The sequence below is a fragment of the Varibaculum sp. C0165D1 genome (assembly GCF_056590355.1).
In genome coordinates, this window is the sequence record NZ_JBWPVY010000002.1 from 297,617 (window position 1) to 316,361 (window position 18,745).

Consider the following 18,745-nt stretch of genomic DNA (forward strand, 5'->3'; position numbering starts at 1 on the left):
TAACGATAAATCCAACAGCTCTAAGTTTAACTCGGAGCACAAACCAGCGTTTATGCAATAGCGAACTAGATCCTAAAAGTACTTACCGGTATTAGTTTTTAGACAGCAATCAAGGTAACCACAAAGTACCGTTACCGGCTGCTAACAAGTTATTGGCTATCCCATAGGAAATGGCCCGATCAGCGAGCGCCTCCGCCTGCGGGGTTAGCGGAGAGATTCCGTAAAGCAGCTTAAATGCCTCAGCGATAATCTCTGTTCGTTCCATACTGTTGGTAAGAGAAATCTGCCAGCGCAAAGCGTTAGCTACCTCAGTTAAGGTCAGCGACCCCAATTTACGGGGTAATCCGATCGGGGATTGTAAGGCGGTATTCCAGCTAAGGGGATCAACTTGGGCAGGCCACACCGTTCGCATTCCGGGCTCGGGCACCAGACGCAAGTTGGGACTGAGGCAATTGCTGGCTTCCTCGGGACGCTGATCGTGATATTCAATCCGGTACTTTTGACACAATCTCCGCGCCAAAAATTCCAGAGGCATGGGGCCTTCGGCGCCAATAATACTTTTCGCGAAAGAGGAGGTAGAGCCGGCTACTGCCGGCTCGTCAAGGCGCTGTTTAGGATGGGTAAAGCGGGGTTGGTAATCAAAAAATCCGCGCACTCGGATAGTGATTAGCCGGGTAGAAGGTTGCCGGTCAGCATCGGCCAGAATATCTCGGGGCTTATGCGGAGCTGCTGGCGGTACTCGTGAGGGCGCCAGCGGACTTTGCGCCGCTCTCCGCAGGGCTGAGTCGGCCGGCGAAAGTGATACCTCTGGTGCTATCGCCGATGAAACTAGTGCACTAGCAGGCATTTCATCCGCTACTTCGGCAAAAGCCGGACGTGATGCCCGCGGTTGCGAGGCCGGCGTTGGAGAGGAGACGGCCCCGGTACTGCCGCTACTGTCTTCAACGTGATTTTTGCGCGCCACGAACTCGGCGAAACTCATATTTAGTTGGGAATCAAAACCCATTTTTTGGAAGTAATCCCAGATAGCAGCATCATCAAGGGGAGATCCCTCCGCTGTATAGGACCCGGTTGCGGGAGCTTTCGGCGTTGCTGCCGGCATAACTTCTGCTGCCACTGCCGTTGCTGGCATGGGGCTTGCCGGCGGGGCTGCAGCAGGAGGAGTAGCTGGGGGCTGGGCAGCCGTAAGCGGTGCCATCGTTGCGTTAGCCGGCGGATAATGAGTTTCTGGTTGCGAGGTCAGTTCCCCTGCCAGCGGAGCTGGCGAAGACATCGGTAACGCTGCCGAAGTTTCCAGGGGAATAGTTGGATTCGGCACTGGGGAGATTGGGGAATTCCCAGGCATAACAGCTGTCGGCTGTGGTAGTGCCGCGGGCTCTGGGGGCGCTGCACTTGGCGTGGGCTGCCCAGAGGGGGGAGCAGGAGCCGGTCGCATCTGCCGGTAGTCCGGGGATGGAAGCTGCGGGGAAGCATCCCTACGTTTCAGGGAGCGGCGAGGGGGAAGCTCACTGTTAGAAACCAAAATATTATCCGGTCTGGTTTCCGCTGTTACCTGAGATGAGGCCGCAGTAGCTATATTCGCGGCGGGAGCTGGCGCGGATTCGCCGCTTGCAACCGGTGCGGGAGCTGAGCGCTGTACGGGAAGCCAAGGCATTTGTCCGGCCGGCGCGCTCCAGTCAGCACTATCAGAAACAGCAGGATCTGACGCCGCAGTGGCTTCCCCGGTAACGCTCTGGCCAGACAGCCTCTCCGCTTCCCCGGGCTGCGGCGCTAAGTTTATGTTTTGTGCTTCCACTACCTCAGGGGTTTCCGTATGGTTTTCCGGAGTAGCATTTTCGGCCGCGTATGCCGCCGAAATCATGGCGGCAAGCCCCATGCCCAGCTCTTGATTATTATCAGAATTTTCCACGCCTGATTCCGCAGATACTTCCGGAGCCGGCTGCACCTGGTTAACCTGCGGTAACGCATCCTGTGGGACATTAACATTGTTTTGGGGGTTGCTGGCTGGCGACGCATCCTGCCGCGAAACCGGGGGATGCCCGGCGGGCGCGGGAACAACCGGCACCTGCGGATGGGAAGAGGCGGGGGCTACTTGCGAAACAGCTGCTGGCGACGGGGAAACTGCGGGCGGCGGGGCAGCCTGAGTTTCTGCCTGGGATTTATTCTCGGAATTTTTTCCTAAATCCGGGAGTGCTTCTAAGACCAGGGAGGCGGGATTTTGCGAAATAGATTGCCCGGCTTTCATCCATAACCCAAAGACTTGCTCCGCATAATTGGCTCTGCCAGTAAGCATTGCCGCTAAAGCCACTGTGTCTACCAGTCGCTTCACCTGCCAACGCGGTAGCTGTCCAGACTCCAGGGCGCGGCGAGCTTGTTTGATAGAGACCCGTAAGTCCTGCAAACGGGGATCTTCTAACTGCGGATTTAGGTGTTCCGCTATTTTCAGGCAATGCTTCGCCACTTTCGTTACCGTTAGTTTAGCCATGGCGCTTTGCCCCCTTTCGCAAGCTCAAAGACATCACCATTGCGGGGCTAACCAGCCAAGCGGAAACTCGCCCGGAATTTACAAGACGAGCCGCTTTACGAGCCTCGCGTCTGCCCGGTTCCCGCTCCGTTTGCAGTGTCTGCGAAAACCATTTTAGCAGGTGGGTTACTTCGCGATCTATCCCGCACATAATATGAGGCGAAACCAAAAGGGCGCATTGGGAAGAGTGTAATTTCTTGCGAGTTTGTTGGGCTACTTCCGCGGTTAAATAATCGTCTACCCAGGCAAAACTATTCTTTCCGGCAGCAGCCATAACTTCGGGAAACTTTGCACGGGGATCACCGTTAGGGCAAGGTACCCAAGGAAGATTCTTCGAAATGCCCAGCAGCGGGGAAAGATGCTGATTGGCCCACTGATTCCACGAGGTCGCCCACCGCACTTCGAAATATTTACCCAGTTCACGCAGACGCGGACCCAAGAGGCGGGAAAGCACCACACTAACATTGAAGGAGTCGTCGGGCTGCAGATGCAGCAGATGGGCACGCAGCAGCGGATTGAGGATGCGCCGCCCCGCCCTGCCCCATAGGTTTAGGGGACCATCTACATCCAGGAACAGGATCGGTTGCTCGGAGGAGATTTTTCCGTCTTCGCGGTTCCTTTCTTCTGCTGGCAACGCCCCGTTCAATTGCGGAGAGGACAGGTCATGGCCAGTAGTGATCGCAGCGACCTGCTTCCCGGCCTTTGCCTCTGCAACCGCACTCATGCGCCCTCCTTAAAATCCTTAACTCCACATTATAACGAGATGATAAGCCGCGGAGGCGCATCGGGAAGTAATGCGCAGAGGACACCAGCTACGCCGAGTAAGACTGGACGCAGGAAAATATTACGCGGGGCCTACTTGCCGTTGAAGGTGAATTCCTTTTCCCCGTCCTCGCCCTCACGCACATCCACCAAGATTTCGTGACCGGGTTCGATATCGCCGAAAAGAATCTTTTCGCTAAGGGCATCCTCAATATCGCGTTGGATAGTGCGCCGCAAAGGACGCGCTCCCAGGACCGGATCAAAACCGCGAGTGGCCAGTTCCTCGCGAGCCGCATCGGTGAGCTTCAAAGTCATATCTTGCTCTTGGGTGCGCTCTTGCAATTTGGCAATCATCAAATCCACAATCTGGCGAATTTCCTCCATCCCCAGCTGCGGGAACACGATCACTTCGTCTACGCGGTTTAGGAACTCCGGGCGGAACTGCTGTTTGAGTTCTTCCTGGACCCGGTTCTTCATCCGCTGATAGGAACCGACCTGGTCATTATCGACCTGGAACCCGGTCTGCACCCCTTTATTGATTTCCCGCGTACCCAGGTTGGTGGTCATAATGATCACGGTGTTCTTAAAGTCCACCATCCGCCCTTGGGAGTCGGTGAGGCGTCCGTCTTCTAACACCTGCAGAAGAGTGTTGAAAATATCGGCATGGGCTTTTTCGATCTCGTCAAAAAGCACCACCGAGAAGGGCTTGCGGCGTACCTTTTCGGTCAGCTGTCCGCCCTCGTCATAGCCAACATATCCGGGAGGCGCTCCGAACAGGCGGGAGGAAGTGTGCTTTTCCCCGAACTCGGACATATCCAGTTGGATTAGCGCCGATTCGTCGCCGAACAGGAACTCTGCCAGGGCTTTCGCCAGCTCGGTTTTACCCACCCCGGTAGGGCCGGCAAAAATAAAGGATCCGCCGGGACGATTCGGGTCTTTGAGTCCCGCGCGCGTCCTCCGGATGGATTTGGAGAGGGCGTTGACTGCTTCGTTCTGGCCAATGACCCGTTTATGCAGTTCATCTTCCATATGGAGCAGCTTCGCGCTTTCCTTCTCAGTCAACTTAAACACCGGGATACCGGTGGACATCGCCAAGATCTCCGCAATGGAATCTTCGTCGACAGTGCCGATCCGGTCACCTTCCCCAGACTTCCAGTCGGCCTCCAGCTGGGCACGTTTTTCGCCCAACTGTTTTTCTTCATCACGCAGTTTGGCGGCTTTCTCGAAATCTTGGGCATCAATCGCGGCTTCTTTATCGCGACGCGCCTCATTGATTTTTTCATCCATTTCCCGAATCTCGGGAGGAGCGGTCATGCGGTGAATCCGCAGGCGTGCTCCGGCCTCGTCAATCAAATCGATAGCCTTATCGGGCAGGTAGCGATCCGAAATATAACGGTCAGACAGGGAGGCCGCCGCGCGAATCGCGTCATCGGTAATTATTACCCGGTGGTGCGCCTCGTAGCGGTCCCGCAACCCGGTCAAAATTTTCACGGTATCTTCTACGGTGGGCTGTTCTACCTGCACCGGCTGGAAACGCCGTTCCAAAGCCGCATCTTTTTCAATATATTTGCGGTATTCCTCGGTAGTGGTAGCGCCAATGGTTTGCAGCTCTCCCCGTGCCAGCATGGGCTTTAGGATCGAGGCCGCATCAATCGCGCCCTCGGCAGCGCCTGCCCCTACCAGGGTGTGAATCTCGTCGATGAACAAGATAATGTCCCCGCGGGTGCGGATTTCTTTCAAAACTTTCTTTAAGCGTTCCTCAAAGTCGCCGCGATAACGCGAACCCGCAATCAGCGAACCCATATCTAGGGAATAAATATGCTTGTCTTTCAGGGTTTCGGGGACGTCTCCGCGCACAATCGCTTGCGCGAGCCCCTCTACTACGGCAGTTTTACCGACCCCAGGTTCCCCAATCAAGACCGGGTTGTTTTTGGTGCGCCGGGAAAGGATCTGCATTACCCGTTCCATCTCGTTGATGCGTCCGATCACCGGATCCAGTTTGTTTTCCCGCGCGGCCTCAGACAGGTTACGTCCAAACTGGTCGAGAATCGCCGACCCGGACTTTTGGGGCTTTTGGGTGCCGGTGCCGACCCCCACGGTTTCTCCCCCGGGACCGTCCTGCCCCACCCCGGGATAGCCGGAAAGCAGGTGAATCACGTTTTGGCGAACGTTGCCCAGGTCTGCCCCCATATTGGTAAGCACCTGATTGGCTACGCCTTCGCCTTCGCGAATCAGCCCCAATAGGATATGTTCAGTGCCGATATAGTTGTGCCCCAACTGCAGGGCTTCCCGCATCGACAGTTCCAGCACCTTCTTAGCGCGGGGGGTGAAGGGAATATGATCTTTTGAATCATTCTCGCCTTTGCCGATGATTTCGATGACCTGCTCGCGCACCCCCTCAAGGGAAATATTGGCCATTTCCAGCGCTTTAGCTGCTACGCCTTCGCCTTCGCGAATCAGCCCCAATAGGATATGTTCAGTGCCGATATAGTTATGCTCCAGGCTGCGCGCCTCGTCTTGCGCCAGCACTACTACCCGGCGCGCCCTATCTGTAAAGCGTTCGAACATTTTGCTCCTTGACCTTTAGGGGAGAATCTTGCGGTTTAAAGAATTTTCTCCACTAAATACATTATGAGGTTTTTGCCTCTCCGGCTCGCCTGGTTTCACTACCGGCTAAGGTTTATTTTTCCGAGGGCGAGGAGGCGCGGTTGGCGGGAACGGGGTTTGCCTAGTGACGTGGCAAAATGCTTTTGCTAGCCTAAGGTTCCGGCTCGTGCGCATAAGCCCCCGGTTTCTGCTAGATATAGCAGACCAAAGTGACGACTAGCAGTAACGCTATCGACAGCACAGTTACCAGCAGGTTTCCTATGATTTGGGTGCGTTTGACAGTAGCGGTGGCGCGCTGGCGATCCACCACGTCCGGGATAGCTTGTCCCAGCTTTTTTCGTCCTCGCCTGCCGGAGATTACTGCCACTAGGTGCAGCGCCCAACCGATAATCGCTCCCACCAGGGCGCCCCCTAGGTGTCCTTGCCAAGACACATTAGGAATCACAAACCCGATGAGCAGGTTGATTATCAGCAAGCCGCCCAGGGCACTGGAGGAGGCGTGCAGGTTACGGGTGTATACGAATACGCCTGCACACAGCCCCAACACTGCCCCGGAGGCACCTACGACCGCTTGCTCCTGCCCGGTAAGTAGTGCCCACACCAGGGTGCCAAGCGATCCTCCCCAGGCAGAAAGCAAGTAGATCAGTAGAATCTGGTAGCTGCTCAGCACGCGGCGGGCGAGCTCGCCTAGGATGTACAGGAACGCCATATTGGAGGCGAGATGTACGATCCCCCCATGTAAGAATGCGGCGGTCAAGAAGCGCCACGGCTCGGTGAATCCCAGGGAGGGGTAAAACAGAAATTGCTCTACCAGACTGGGAGCCAGCCACGATGCCACATAGACAATCCCGCAGGCAATAATGAGGGCGTTAATTACATTGACGCGCTGATTAGAGTTCGCCATTTGTCCCTTAGCTCGATTTCGGCCGCCGCTAAATTGGCGGAAACCGTAGCTTACTCGCTGATTTCGATGGATTCGATGACGATGTCATCTAGCGGACGGTCGCGCCCATCGGTGTCGACTGCAGCGATCGCGTCGACTACATCGCGGGAAGCCTGGTCGGTTACTTTACCGAAGACGGTGTGTTTGCCATTTAGCCATTCGGTCGGTACCTGGGTGATGAAGAACTGGGAGCCGTTAGTTCCCGGACCCGCATTTGCCATCCCCAGTACGTAGGGCTCATTGAAAGTTAGTTCCGGTACGATTTCATCGTCGAAACGGTAACCGGGACCGCCGGTACCGGTACCTAGGGGGTCTCCGGTTTGGATCATGAAACCCTGAATAACACGGTGGAAGATCACCCCGTCATAGAGGGGTTCATTGGATTTCAGTCCCGTAGCCGGGTTTTGCCATTCGCGTTCGCCAGTGGCTAAACCCTTGAAGTTGTTTACGGTAATCGGAGTCTTATCCGGGAACAGTTCGACTTTAATGTCGCCTTTTGAAGTGTGAATTGTTGCTTCCATAATCTTTATCCTTTCATGAAAGCCCAAATTCCGATACTTGAGCTTGATAAATCGAGCTAAATCTCGGAGCTTATTTCTTCCCTATCTTTGCCTTAAGCGTTTAGACTAGAAGGGTACAAGTTATCGCTGCCGAAGCGGGGGGCGCCTCGGCTCAGTCAACTCAAAGGAGCTAACATGAAGACATGCTGCCCGTATAAGCTGTTCAAACAGGCACGGAGCCTGGCAGATCAAGGCAAGGACATGGTTGTTGAGGGCGCTCAGGATCTGCAAGAAAAAGTTAGCAGTGAACTAGTGCCCGGTGTGGAACACGCGGTGGACAATATGCGCGATCAGTTCCACGAGGTTAAAAAGCATTCCGAGAAGTCTTTTAAGGAGGCCGCTAAGCAAGTGAAGAAACAATCAGCAGAAGCATTCGGTAAACCGCAACCCAAGCGGGGTCGTAAGGGACTACTATTCCTGGTACTAGCAGCGGCCGCTGCCTGCGCCGGCTACCTGCTTTACCGTCGTTCCCAGCCGGTCGATGATCCCTGGGCAGAAGAGTATTGGGAGGATGTAGAAGTGAGCGAATTCGATCCCCAAGAAGCTGCAGAAAAAGCTGAGGACAAGGCCAAAGAGGTTGCACAGAATGTAGCCGAAAAGGCCGACGAGGCCGTAGACGCAGTCAAAGACAAACTAGATAAATAGTTCCTGAAGTTTACAGACAATGCCCTCCCTGCAAAAAGCAGGGAGGGCATTGTTCTGCGAATTTTTCGATATAACCACGTGAAATACCCTCACTGGGTCTGGCGCGGTAAAAGCACTCCGGGGACCCCCTGACCGGCTTCGCCGGTCAAGCCCCTCTCGTATCTTTTACCGGCCGCGACCCATCTGCCACGCTTATCCCAGTACATATGCGGATTCGAAGCAACCCGAAAAAGATAAGACCCTCCACCGCGCTCCCTTTCGGGACAGATAAGAGCGCGGAAACGTCGACATAAGGACGTTGTTCTGGCGATTCATAAGGGTCAAGGCCGGTAAACAAGGACACACTGACAGCGCGTGGGCAAAAGTTTTATCCGAGCAGGCGCGGTGGGCATAAGAATTCGGAAAACGTCGCTACGTTTTTCGAATTCTTGGGCGGGAGGAAAAACTTTTGCCCACGCGAACGCCACATTTACCGAGCCAGACCCATTTTTCGCCAGCATTTTTATTCAAGCACCGCGGCGATTTAAGCACCCGATAGGGAGCACGGCTACATAGCCTCGGGGCCGGAAGCTTTGCTTCCGACCCCGAGATCCTTCTAGTTATTTAGTTATGTTTCTTTCCTAGTCCTCTAGTTCTTCGCGCTGGTAGCGGCGGATTAGTACTAATCCGATTCCCGCGACCATAGCTAGCACACCGGTCATCGCCATGATTCCTGTGGTGGAGCCAGTCTTAGCAAGGACCGTGCTCACCACGCCCCGGAACCCGGAGGGGGTTACCGGAGTAGGAGGCGTAGTTCCCGGAGTGTTCGGGGTCTTCGGAGTTTCCGGAGGAGTTCCCGGCTTCGGCTTATCGACGCTCAGGGTCTGGGCGGCATCCATAATGTCATGGTGCTGCGCAACCTTTTCAGCGCCCGGGCTAGGCTGTCCGTCTACGATATCCGCGGTCTTGTAGAGATCCTCGAATACTACGTACTGACGGTTGGCCTGGATGGCTTCGCCTTTAACCGTGAAGTAGACTTTCGCCTCTCCGCTGGTTTGCCCTTTCTCGACGTGGAAGGAGCCACGCTCCGCTTTCGCTCCATCTTTCTGGTTTCCATTCTTGTCCAGGTAGGTTAGCGGAGCATTGGTGGATTTATCCATCAGGCTTCCGGTAATGGTGTATTCACCGGGCTCGAGGTTCTTCCACTTAACCGTATCCACGATCACCGCGTCTTGACCAGGAGTCAATACCGATTTACCAAGGTTAGAATCCTGAGTTCCATCGTTGTAGGTAGTGCCATTCTTAGCAACCGTAGCAATCTCCGGAGTCTTTTGTTCCGGTGAAGCTGGCGGGGTTACCACCTGAACCGTCTGGTCGGCGTCCTCGAAGTTGGCGTGATCCACTACCGGAGTAGCTTTACCCACAACCTTGCCATCCTTGACATCGGAAGCCTTATAGACCTTTTCAAAGACTACCCAACTGGAGTTGGTAGAGATATTCTCTGCCGGCACAGTGAATAGTGCATGGATGTCTCCAGACTTCTCACCCTTCTTGACTTCGAAGTCAACGGCCGGGGTATTGGCCCCTACCACTGGCTTGCCAGTCAGTTTGTCCATCAAAGTTCCAATCATGGTGTACTTGCCAGGAGCGAGGTTCTTCCAGGTGGCAACGTCTTGAACTTGGGCGGGTTCGCCCTTCTTAACGTTTACTACCTTGTCTTGGTCAGCGTTGTCGCGAGCGACTGTGCCTAATTCTGGGAAGTCCTTGCTGTAGATGTTCCTGATGGTGACTTCGATTTCCGGAGCCACCTGAGTATCTACATCGGGCACCGTGAACTGAGCGGTTTGGTTGTTAATCTTCGATACTGCCATCTCTGTCGGATTCGAAGAGCTGAAGCTAATCGCATCAGGCATGATTCCATCCGGATTCGCCTCATCGGTGAGCATCTCAGTCAAGGTACATACCGTTCCCGCCTGTAGCTGCTTTTCAGCAGGTAGCCCAGCGGACACTCCGGCGGGCATTTCAAACTCAAATGCTCCTCCGAAGTTCTTGTCACAGCTAATGGTGAACTTGAACTTACGATCCTTATCCGGAAGCTGTCCGTCTAGCGCCTTCTCGGTTACCTTGCGGAAGGTAATGGTCGGCGGTCCTTTCGGAGTTTCAACTACCCGCACGGTCTGGTTAATGGCGTTCAGATCCAGTTCGGAAACTACCGGTTTCGCATTTTGAGCCGGGCGCCCACTCTGGGCATCGACATCTGCAGCCTGGTAGATCCGCTCGAATACTACGAACTTCGCTCCCGCAGTCGCAGTCGCCGTAGCCGGTAGTTGGATCTTAGTTTTAACGCTGCCTGCTTCTTCGCCGTTATTCACGGTGAAAGGAACCGCCTTAGTGGTGGCCCCGGCAACCGGGTTACCCTTGCCGTCAACCAGCTCACTGAGCGCCTGGTAGTTACCGGCGGGCAGGTTCTTCCAGTTGACGGTATCGGTTACTACCGCAGCCTTACCCTTCTGGATTTCCTTTTCATTTTCTCCATCGGTGGTGGCAGTGGTGCTTACCGAGGGCGCCTCAGTAACGGTCACGGTCTGCGCATCATCGCTGGGGTCATTGTGGGAAACCACAGTCGAGGTGTTCGGCTTGGGCTTGGTGCCGTCAGTGTCTTCGTAGTTGTAGAGGTATTCGTACACTACGTACTTTCCGGCCTGAGCGATTGCCCCGGCAGGCACATTGAACTTCATGGTGGTGCTGCCCGCTAAGGAGTTATCCTTAGTGATTTCCAGTACCACGGGTTCGTTGGTAACTCCCGCTGCCGGAACAGCGTTGTTATCCGTAATGTGCATGAGGGTACCGGTTAGCAGGTACTTGCCTACCGGCAGGTTCTTCCAGGTGACCTTGTCGGTTACCTTGGTGGCAGTTCCTGCCTGCACGCTGGAGGTACCGTTATCGGTTACCGCGTTGGTCTGCAGTTCCGGCTTACCCATCTTGTTGTAGGTGTTGGTTACGTTCACCAGCACTTCGGGCACCTGTTCGGTGGCCGCAGGCACGGTGAAGTGAGCAGCACCCGCAGTGGAGTCTTGCTGCACAGTGAAACCGTTGGTTCCACTGGTCAGCGCGATTGCCGGGGTTACCTCATTTTCGATGGCGTTACGCAAATCCTCGTTAATCGAGCATAGGTAGCCAGTCCGCAAACCGGTAACTTCGGTTTCCTCGCCGGAACGTACCGCTAAGGTACTGGTAGTTGCGGCGTTGCCGTCCTTATCCAGGCAGCTCACGGTGAAGTAGTAGGCGCGGTTGGCAGGCACATCCATGCCGGTAGCCACAACCTGCTTCTTAATCTTGACCTTCGCAGCCGGCGGGGTCGGAGGCGTGATCGCCTCTACCGTCTGGTCTGCGTCCGTGATTACTGCGTGTTCCACAACCGGCTTGGCGCCATTGTTCGGGGTTACGCCGTTTACATCACCTGCGCGGTAAATGTATTCGTAAACCACGTAGCGGCTACCAGCCTTCAGCGAGTCACCGCTGACGGTGAAGGTGTTATCCAACTTCCCGTTCTTTTCGCCCTCTTTCACCGTGAACGGTGCGGGGGCGGAGGTGTAGGAAGTGACCGCTTCGCCGGTCTTCTTGTCCATCAGCTTGCCGATTAGTACATAGTCACCGGGCAGCAGGTTCGCCCAAGATACCTCGTCCACAATCTTGGCGGAGGTACCAGCGTAAACCTGGTTTGCCTGCTTGGTTTGACCGTACATACCCTTGGTGCCGTCGGCATCCTTTGCCGAGGTCGCCACAGTCGGCTTCTTCGGCGCCGGGTAGGTATTGGTCGCGGTAAAGGCTACGTGTACTTCGGTGAGCTCTTCCGCCGGCATCTTGAAGGAGGCCGAGTTATCAGAAGTGATCAGACCGATCTTGTTGGAGTTCGCGCTGAATTCCACCTTGGAGGGGGCAATCCCCGCTACCTTGGCTGCTGCGCGATCCTCGGTCAAGGTGCAGTTAGCGCCCTTGACATAGGGCAGGTCAATCGGCGACCCGGCAGTTACCTGGTAGGTCTTCTCTTGCGACTTGCCATCAATCGGGCTGGAGCACTTCAAGGTGAAGGCGAACTGCTTGGTGGAGGGGACCTCTAGTCCTTCGCTCTTAACTACCTTTTCCAAGGTGAGTTTGGGAGTTACCGGGCTTTGCGGTTCTTCACCAATAGTTACGGTTTGTGCTTTGTCATTAATATCCGAGTGTTCAACGACCGGAGTCTTGCCGCCAATAACGTTGCCATTTTGATCGACATCGCCCTGGCGATAAATCTTCTCGAACGCTACGAACTGCGACTTGGCTTTCACCTGATCCGCGGGCACCTCGAAGGTCATTTCTTGAGTGCCCTTGAGCTCTCCGCTGGCGACCGAGAACTTGACGACCTGCGCCTTAACGTTCGGTACCGGCTGCTTGGTTGCCTTATCCATCAGGGTGCCAACCAGCACATAGTTGCCGGCGGGCAGTTTCGCCCACTGTACGCGGTCGAGCACCTTAGCCGGGGTCTTGGCGTCAAATACCTTGGTACCAGCAGAGTTGGTAGCGGTAGTTGCCGCGCGCGGCCCTTCGTTTACCGTCTGATTTTCATCGTTCGGGTTTTCGTGCTTGGTGACCACAGTTTCGTCACCGGGGTTGTTCGGCTCTCCGGGGTGGAGGTATTCGAACGCCACCAGTTTCGCGTTTTGGCGGATTTGTGCCACGGTGACTTTGAAGGTCATCTTGACTTCGCCAGACTGCAAGGTTCCAGCTTCACCGGGAACGGTGAAGGCATCCGAGGTGGCGTTTGCCCCGATCGGGTTAGCACTACCATCTACCAGTTTCCCGGTTAGGTGATAGGTCTTACCCGCTTCCAGGTTCCGGTATTTCACGGTGTCAACCAGGTTGACGACATCGGTATCGGCTTTGCCGGTAGTGTCGATGTTCTTGTTTCCGGCCCCATCGGTCAGCACGGTGGCGATCCAGGGATTGACATGCTTGGTCTGGTTGTCGTCCTTCGGATTCTTGTGGTCGGTGACCGGTTCGAATCCGCCGTTTACCTTCAGATCCAGCTGTTCGAACGCTACTAGCGTCGAGTACTTGGCAACGTCAGCCTGGGTCAGCTTGAACGGTAGTTCTACCACACCGCTTGGGGAAGTAATGGTTACTTCCTTTTCAGCTTTGATCCCGGTGCCGGTGGCAGCGGACTTGTCTGCGTTCGGTACTACCAGTTCGCCGGAGAACTTGTAGGTCTTACCGACCTGCAGGTTCCAGTAGCTGATCTTGTCGGTCAGGGTGTAGGTGTGATCCGCATCCTCGACCAGGTCGATGTTACCGTTGCGCCCTTCGCCTTTCAGCTCGGTGGCAATCCCCGGCTTATCGGGGGTCTGGTATTCGTTGGCGGCTTGCACCGCTACCGGAGTCTTAGCGTCATCACCGATGGTGATAATCGCGCTTTGCCCGGAAGCAGGGCCGACTCCTGCGCCCTTACCGTCAACCGTCCAGCTGACGGTCTGCCCGTTGGTGCCTTTAGGTAGTATTTGCTGCTCAGTTACGGTGCAGACAGTGCCGGCACGGAACTGTGCGGGCGCCACTACCGGCTCTCCGCCCGGCTTTACATCATTAATGTTGCCGTGGGTGCCATCGGTGCAGTTGTAGGTGAAGTTGTAGCTGGTGGGAAGCTCCTTGACTTTATAGGCGCTCTCGCCTGCTACTTTCACCGAGGTCTTCTGTACGGAGAAGGTACCCTTTTGTTCGATCGGCTTGTAGGTGTTGGTGGCTTTAACTACCACGTTCGCCTGTTTGCCGTTGTCCTTCCACTGTGCCTCAGTCATCGGCTTGGTGATGGTGAAGGTGTTAGCGGACGCGGTAGAGGAATCATCCTGGCTGCCGTTCCAGCTAATGGAGTGCTTCACCTTGGCGGTGGACAGTTCGTTGACAGGAATGAAGTTACCCTTGCTATCAATAGCGCCGAGTTCTTCAACCTGAACTTGGCTACCAACCGGCAATCCCCAGAAGGAGTAAGATCCACCAGCAGAAATGGTTTTCTCTTTCTCGTGGGTGGTGGTGCCATCCTTATAGGTGAGCTTGAACTTGTAGTCCTTTACATCTAGCGCTTGGTCGGCGCTGCCTTGGACTTCCTTCTTCAAGGTGAAGCCACCTAGCTTCTGGGTGTACTCGTTAGTTGCCAGAATCTGGGCTTTCGCTGCCGGAGCGGTCAGCTTAAGGGTTACTTCCAGCTTGCCGTCAGTTCCGGTCGCTTCGGCGCCATTGGTACCACTTACCTGCAGGCTAGAGCGGTAATAATCGGCGTTCGCAGTCGACTTGGGGGTGTCCTCCCAAATCTTACATACCGTACCTACCGGCAGGTTATTAAGCTGCGGGTTGCTGCGATCAGCGCTGGAGAACTTCTGGCCGTGTTCCAGCTTGAAGTTGCCCTTTACCGGGGTAGTGTTGCCCGGAATGGTGCAGGAGTAACCAAAGTCGAAGGCTACGTCTTTGAATACGGTTTCGGGAGAAACTACTCCGGAGACTAGTTTTTCAACTTCAAATCCGCCGACTTTTTCATTGACGTACTTGTTTTCGACCTTGATGGTCGCCTTTTGGTCATTTCCAGCCTGGATCGGGTCGGAGAGTGCTGCGTTATGCAGGGTCTGTCCCCCAATGGTTACCATCTGCGGGGCTTTACCATTGAAGCTGGTCGTGAGCTTAGTGTTCGCTACGTTGATCCCAGTGGGATCTTCGAATACTGCACACCAGGAACCCACGGGAATACCGGTAACGGTGACCGTAGAGTTCTTGTTTACGCTTACCGAGGTCAGCGGCACGGTAACACTATCGGCGCTTTGTCCGGTAGCACACAGGTACTTCATTTGGAAGGTACCCGGTACGGTGCCTGCGCCCGCGGTCTGATCCACTACCTGCTTGGAGATTTCCAGTTTCCCGGTCTTCTCGGTGTAGGTGTTGGTGGCTACCAGTGCCACGGTGTTATTGGCATCGGTGCGGAAGGTAGCAATCCCGCCCGCTTGGCTCTGCGCACCAGTCCATTCCAGGGTGCGATTGAGGTTCTGCGGGGTGGCGCTATTTTCTTTCACCTGGCACTGAATGCCGGGCTTCACCGAAATGGCCTGAGAGGTCTGCCCCGCCGCGAGGGTGGGAAGAGCCTGCCAGGTGCTATCACCGTCACACTTATAGGAGAAGTCGAAGGAGTTCGGCACGCTGGCGTGGGTCACTCCCCGTGCTTCTACGTTCTTACGAACAGTGAACTTAGCTTCTTTCGGGGTGAAGGTGTTAGTCGCAATCACCTCTACGGTCTTGGCGTTGTCCTCAGTGAGTTTGAACTGTGCAACCGTGCCGTCGCTGTTCGTCTCGGTACCGGAGAACTTAACTTTCACCGTATTAAGGTTGTCGCTTACCTCTTGCTCGCTTACCTGGCAGCTCTGACCGCTGGTTAGTGCGGGGTTAGAGATCGTGGTTTCACCCTGAGTTTCACCTTTACCCACTACCACTTTGGCTGTGGTCTTGTAACCATCGCAGGCAACATTGAAACGGAATACCCGATCCGTGTTGGCGTTATCGCCTACGGTCTTCTTCACGATCTTGAACTCAGCAGGCACCGGGTTCTTGGGCGTTACCGTAATTGTCTGCGATCCATCGTTAATGTTTTCGTGTTTCGCGTAGGGCTCGCCGCTCGGCTCAGTGGTCTGCTTGCCTTGGTAGATACGTTCGTAAACTACGTATTTCCCGTCAGCTTTTACCTTCGAACCATCAACCGCCAGCTCTACCCTGGTATCACCATTTTCGGTGCCATTGGTAAATACCTGGCTACCGCTGGCAATCACGTTCTTCGGGTTGCTGGCATCTACCAGGGAGGCAAAGGCAGTGTAGGTGCCCGGCTTCAGATCATTGTAAATAATCTTGTCTTTGACATTGAAGGGCTTGCCATTGGCTTCCACCGTGCTAATCAGGTTGCTGCCGTCATCGCGCACCCAGGCCACCGTCTTAATAGTGGGCAGCTTATGCTGCTTGGGGTTGACGGTTACGGTCTGTCCCTTATCATTCGGGTTCTCGTGGATGGCCACCGGGGTACCGGAGGTGTTGTTTGCACCCTGGAATACCTTCTCGTAGACCACGTAGGAGGCACCGGCCTCTACCTGGTTTGCAGGCAAGGTTAGATCCATCGTCACCGTGCCGGTCTTACCACCAGAAACGCTGAAGGTCTTTTGAGTCGCGGTTCCAGGAACCTCAGTTACCTGGTCGCCGCTCTTCTTCATCAGCTTTCCGCTGAGGGTGTAGGTTCCGGGCTCCAGCTTGTTCCACACTACGGTGTCGACGATCTTAACAGCGGCACCTTCGGCGGGACGGGCTACCTTGCCGTCGTTCTCGGAGTCACCATCCACCTTAGCGGTGGTGCCGATCCGCGGTTTCTCAGTTACCGTCTGGCTGGCGTCATCTTTGTTTTTGTGCTCGGTGATTTTGGTTCCAGTTTCCGGCTTGTCGCCCTGGAAGAGGGTTTCAAATGCTACGAGTTTATCGTTGTCACGAATCGTCTGCACCGGCACCTGGAAGGTCATATCTATGGTTCCGGAATAGTAGCCGCTGCCGTTGTCGGTAGCACCCGAGGCTTTCGGATCGAAGGCTTTGCTAGTACCGGTCACGTTAACGGAGTTGCCATTACCGTCTACCAATTCACCTTTAATGACGTAGTTTTGTCCGCCCTTAAGGTTCTTGAACGCCACCTTGTCAACCAAGGTAACGGAGTCGGTTCCTTCCTTACCAGCAGTATCGATCTTCTTGGCTCCATTTTCGCCCGTCAGAGTGGTTTTGATGCTGGGCTTAGGTTCCTCCGGGACCACCGGGCAGTCGCCTTTGAACTTGAAATCGTGACTAGTGTTTCCGTTTACCGCTACCTTGTACTTCTGCAGCACTACCTGGCGCTGCAGGGTTCCTTTGTCCCCAAAGATGTAGGTACCGGAAATTTCGATTTCCCCGCTGAAGGAGGCCTCCACGGTGCCGGACAAGGTTTGGTCGCAACCCAAGCCAGTGGACTCAATCGGAACCGGAATACCGTCTGGCGAGGCAGCAGCTGCTACCGATACGTTATTTACCGGAACGGTCTCACCGTTCACGGTGAGGTTAACCTTAATGGTAGTTTTACTTTGTTGTAGTAACGCCAAAGCTTCGGAGGAACCGTGCAGCTTGATAGCTAGCTTTTTGCCGTCATCGCTTTTATCAACGTAGATCTTGATAGAGGACAACAGTTCCTTGTTGGTCTGGTAAAGCTTCTCATTGGCCTCTACCTGACGCTTAGTTTCCTCTTGCCACTTCTTAAGAGCTTTCTCGTACTCGTCTTTCTTATTCTTAAACTGATCCTTGTACTTGGCATATGCCTCGTACATCTTCAGGTCAGCATTAGCCATGACTTCGAGGTCAGCGTAGACGTCTTTCGCCAACTGAGTAAGTTCTTTATTTGGATTCTTACACTCGATTGTGCCCCCGGAATCGTAAGGAGTACAACCAGGTCCACCAATCTGCAACCACTTGGTGTCTCCACGATTAATTGCCCAGGCTATTCCCTGCAATACTTGATATTTCTGGTTAGGCTTCAGAGACTTAATTTTACTTACGGCATCACGCTGCGCGTTGATCAGCTCAACGTTGGCGTTATAGAAGTCTCCGATGGCAGGATATTCCGCAATCTTCTGCTTCAAAGTAGCTTCATCATAATTAACGAAGTCATTCAGGCGCGGGTCACCGCCATTATTGACATAGGCAAGCGCCTTAAACATGCCCTGTTTAGTACGTGAGTAGTTTTTACCAGTTTGAGTGCTACCATCAACTGCCTGTGCGGGGTCAATAGCAATCTTCGCCTGGGTATCCCTATCCCTCAGGTTCTTCTTATAAGTAAGGTATTCCGCATCCTGCCCCACGTGAGGATCAATACAGGCGCTCTCGGTTATCTTCTGATCTTTATTGGGACCCGCATACGGCATGAAATAGGCTTGAGGTTCAGCCCACTTCATGTACCACCGTCCATTCTGCCAGAATGGCTCTTCAGCAGTGTAATAGCGCTGACTAACCGGGACTTGATCGTAAGTTCCGCCGTTCCTCGCGTACAAGCGCTGCAAGAATTCGTTATACACCTGCCTATCATTGTTTCTCCACTGGTCCCACAGGGCCATCCCTGAATTATCTAGAGGTGCATGTGGGAAACGCCCCGCGTTATCAACCTCTGAATAGTTCAGCTTCAGGGAGGTGGGCTCACCTGTTACCGTACCTACGGTGAGGTTCTCATCGGTGGAGGCCTGGGAAGGGGCTACCAAAGTAGTGATAGTCCAGGCTAGTGCTAATGCGGCAGCTAATCCAGCGACGATCCAACGCCGCAATAACTTCGCAGTTTGACTGTTAATCATTATTCATCCTGTGTCTACTAGAAGGAGGGATCGGCATTTCCACCAACAGATCCTGACGAGGCGTTCGTCTGGGTTATGTCACGCCCAAACGCCCCGCCTGGAGGGACCTGGCCTGTTGTCAATGCCGACAGGAACACTATTAACTTGTCTTTGTGCAGTTAATATATTTTAATGCAGTTACCATCTTACAAGATTTTCATAGTACTGCACAACAGATTCTTAAGATTTTCTCAAACTTTTTTAGGCAATCGGGCCTACGTATCCCCCGTTATCAGCCAAGTTAGTTCCCCCAACCGGCGTTATTGCAGCAAAAAAAGTG

At 54.4% G+C, this 18,745-nt stretch carries 7 protein-coding genes; 1 reads left to right on the plus strand and 6 read right to left on the minus strand.

Annotation, left to right across the window (positions count from 1 at the left end):
• Positions 1–109 precede the first annotated feature (109 nt).
• The 5 genes from AC1EKS_RS03900 to AC1EKS_RS03920 all read right to left on the minus strand — a co-directional run bounded on the left by AC1EKS_RS03900 (position 110) and on the right by AC1EKS_RS03920 (position 7,357).
• Entirely contained in the window at positions 110–2,485 is a 2,376-nt protein-coding gene (locus tag AC1EKS_RS03900) for a hypothetical protein (protein WP_481010249.1), read from the minus strand.
• Positions 2,478–3,248 (minus strand): hypothetical protein, encoded by a 771-nt coding sequence (locus tag AC1EKS_RS03905; protein ID WP_481010251.1) that lies wholly within the window; start codon positions 3,246–3,248, stop codon positions 2,478–2,480. The genes AC1EKS_RS03900 and AC1EKS_RS03905 overlap by 8 nt, the downstream gene beginning before the upstream one ends.
• A gap of 131 nt (positions 3,249–3,379) precedes the next feature.
• Complete coding sequence (locus AC1EKS_RS03910) at positions 3,380–5,854, minus strand: ATP-dependent Clp protease ATP-binding subunit (RefSeq protein ID WP_481010253.1); 2,475 nt, start codon at positions 5,852–5,854, stop codon at positions 3,380–3,382.
• A gap of 229 nt (positions 5,855–6,083) precedes the next feature.
• Positions 6,084–6,797, minus strand: a complete 714-nt coding sequence (locus tag AC1EKS_RS03915) for a rhomboid family intramembrane serine protease (RefSeq protein WP_481010254.1) — start codon at positions 6,795–6,797, stop codon at positions 6,084–6,086.
• A 50-nt stretch (positions 6,798–6,847) separates the two neighbouring features.
• The gene (locus tag AC1EKS_RS03920; RefSeq protein WP_481009525.1) at positions 6,848–7,357 is read right to left on the minus strand and encodes a peptidylprolyl isomerase; all 510 of its coding nucleotides are present in this window, start codon (positions 7,355–7,357) and stop codon (positions 6,848–6,850) included.
• A gap of 174 nt (positions 7,358–7,531) precedes the next feature.
• Here AC1EKS_RS03920 and AC1EKS_RS03925 point away from each other — a divergent pair, with 174 nt between their 5' ends.
• Complete coding sequence (locus AC1EKS_RS03925; protein WP_481009526.1) at positions 7,532–8,041, plus strand: hypothetical protein; 510 nt, start codon at positions 7,532–7,534, stop codon at positions 8,039–8,041.
• A gap of 620 nt (positions 8,042–8,661) precedes the next feature.
• Here the strand turns inward: AC1EKS_RS03925 and AC1EKS_RS03930 are convergent.
• Positions 8,662–18,426 (minus strand): VaFE repeat-containing surface-anchored protein, encoded by a 9,765-nt coding sequence (locus AC1EKS_RS03930; RefSeq protein ID WP_481009527.1) that lies wholly within the window; start codon positions 18,424–18,426, stop codon positions 8,662–8,664.
• Positions 18,427–18,745: the final 319 nt, after the last annotated feature.

Excerpts from the sequence above, each read along its gene's own strand:
- AC1EKS_RS03900 (WP_481010249.1), bottom strand. The coding sequence starts at position 2,485 with ATGGCTAAACTAACGGTAACGAAAGTGGCGAAGCATTGCCTGAAAATA.
- AC1EKS_RS03905 (WP_481010251.1), bottom strand. The coding sequence starts at position 3,248 with ATGAGTGCGGTTGCAGAGGCAAAGGCCGGGAAGCAGGTCGCTGCGATC.
- AC1EKS_RS03910 (WP_481010253.1), bottom strand. The coding sequence starts at position 5,854 with ATGTTCGAACGCTTTACAGATAGGGCGCGCCGGGTAGTAGTGCTGGCG.
- AC1EKS_RS03915 (WP_481010254.1), bottom strand. The coding sequence starts at position 6,797 with ATGGCGAACTCTAATCAGCGCGTCAATGTAATTAACGCCCTCATTATT.
- AC1EKS_RS03920 (WP_481009525.1), bottom strand. The coding sequence starts at position 7,357 with ATGGAAGCAACAATTCACACTTCAAAAGGCGACATTAAAGTCGAACTG.
- AC1EKS_RS03925 (WP_481009526.1), top strand. The coding sequence starts at position 7,532 with ATGAAGACATGCTGCCCGTATAAGCTGTTCAAACAGGCACGGAGCCTG.
- AC1EKS_RS03930 (WP_481009527.1), bottom strand. The coding sequence starts at position 18,426 with ATGATTAACAGTCAAACTGCGAAGTTATTGCGGCGTTGGATCGTCGCT.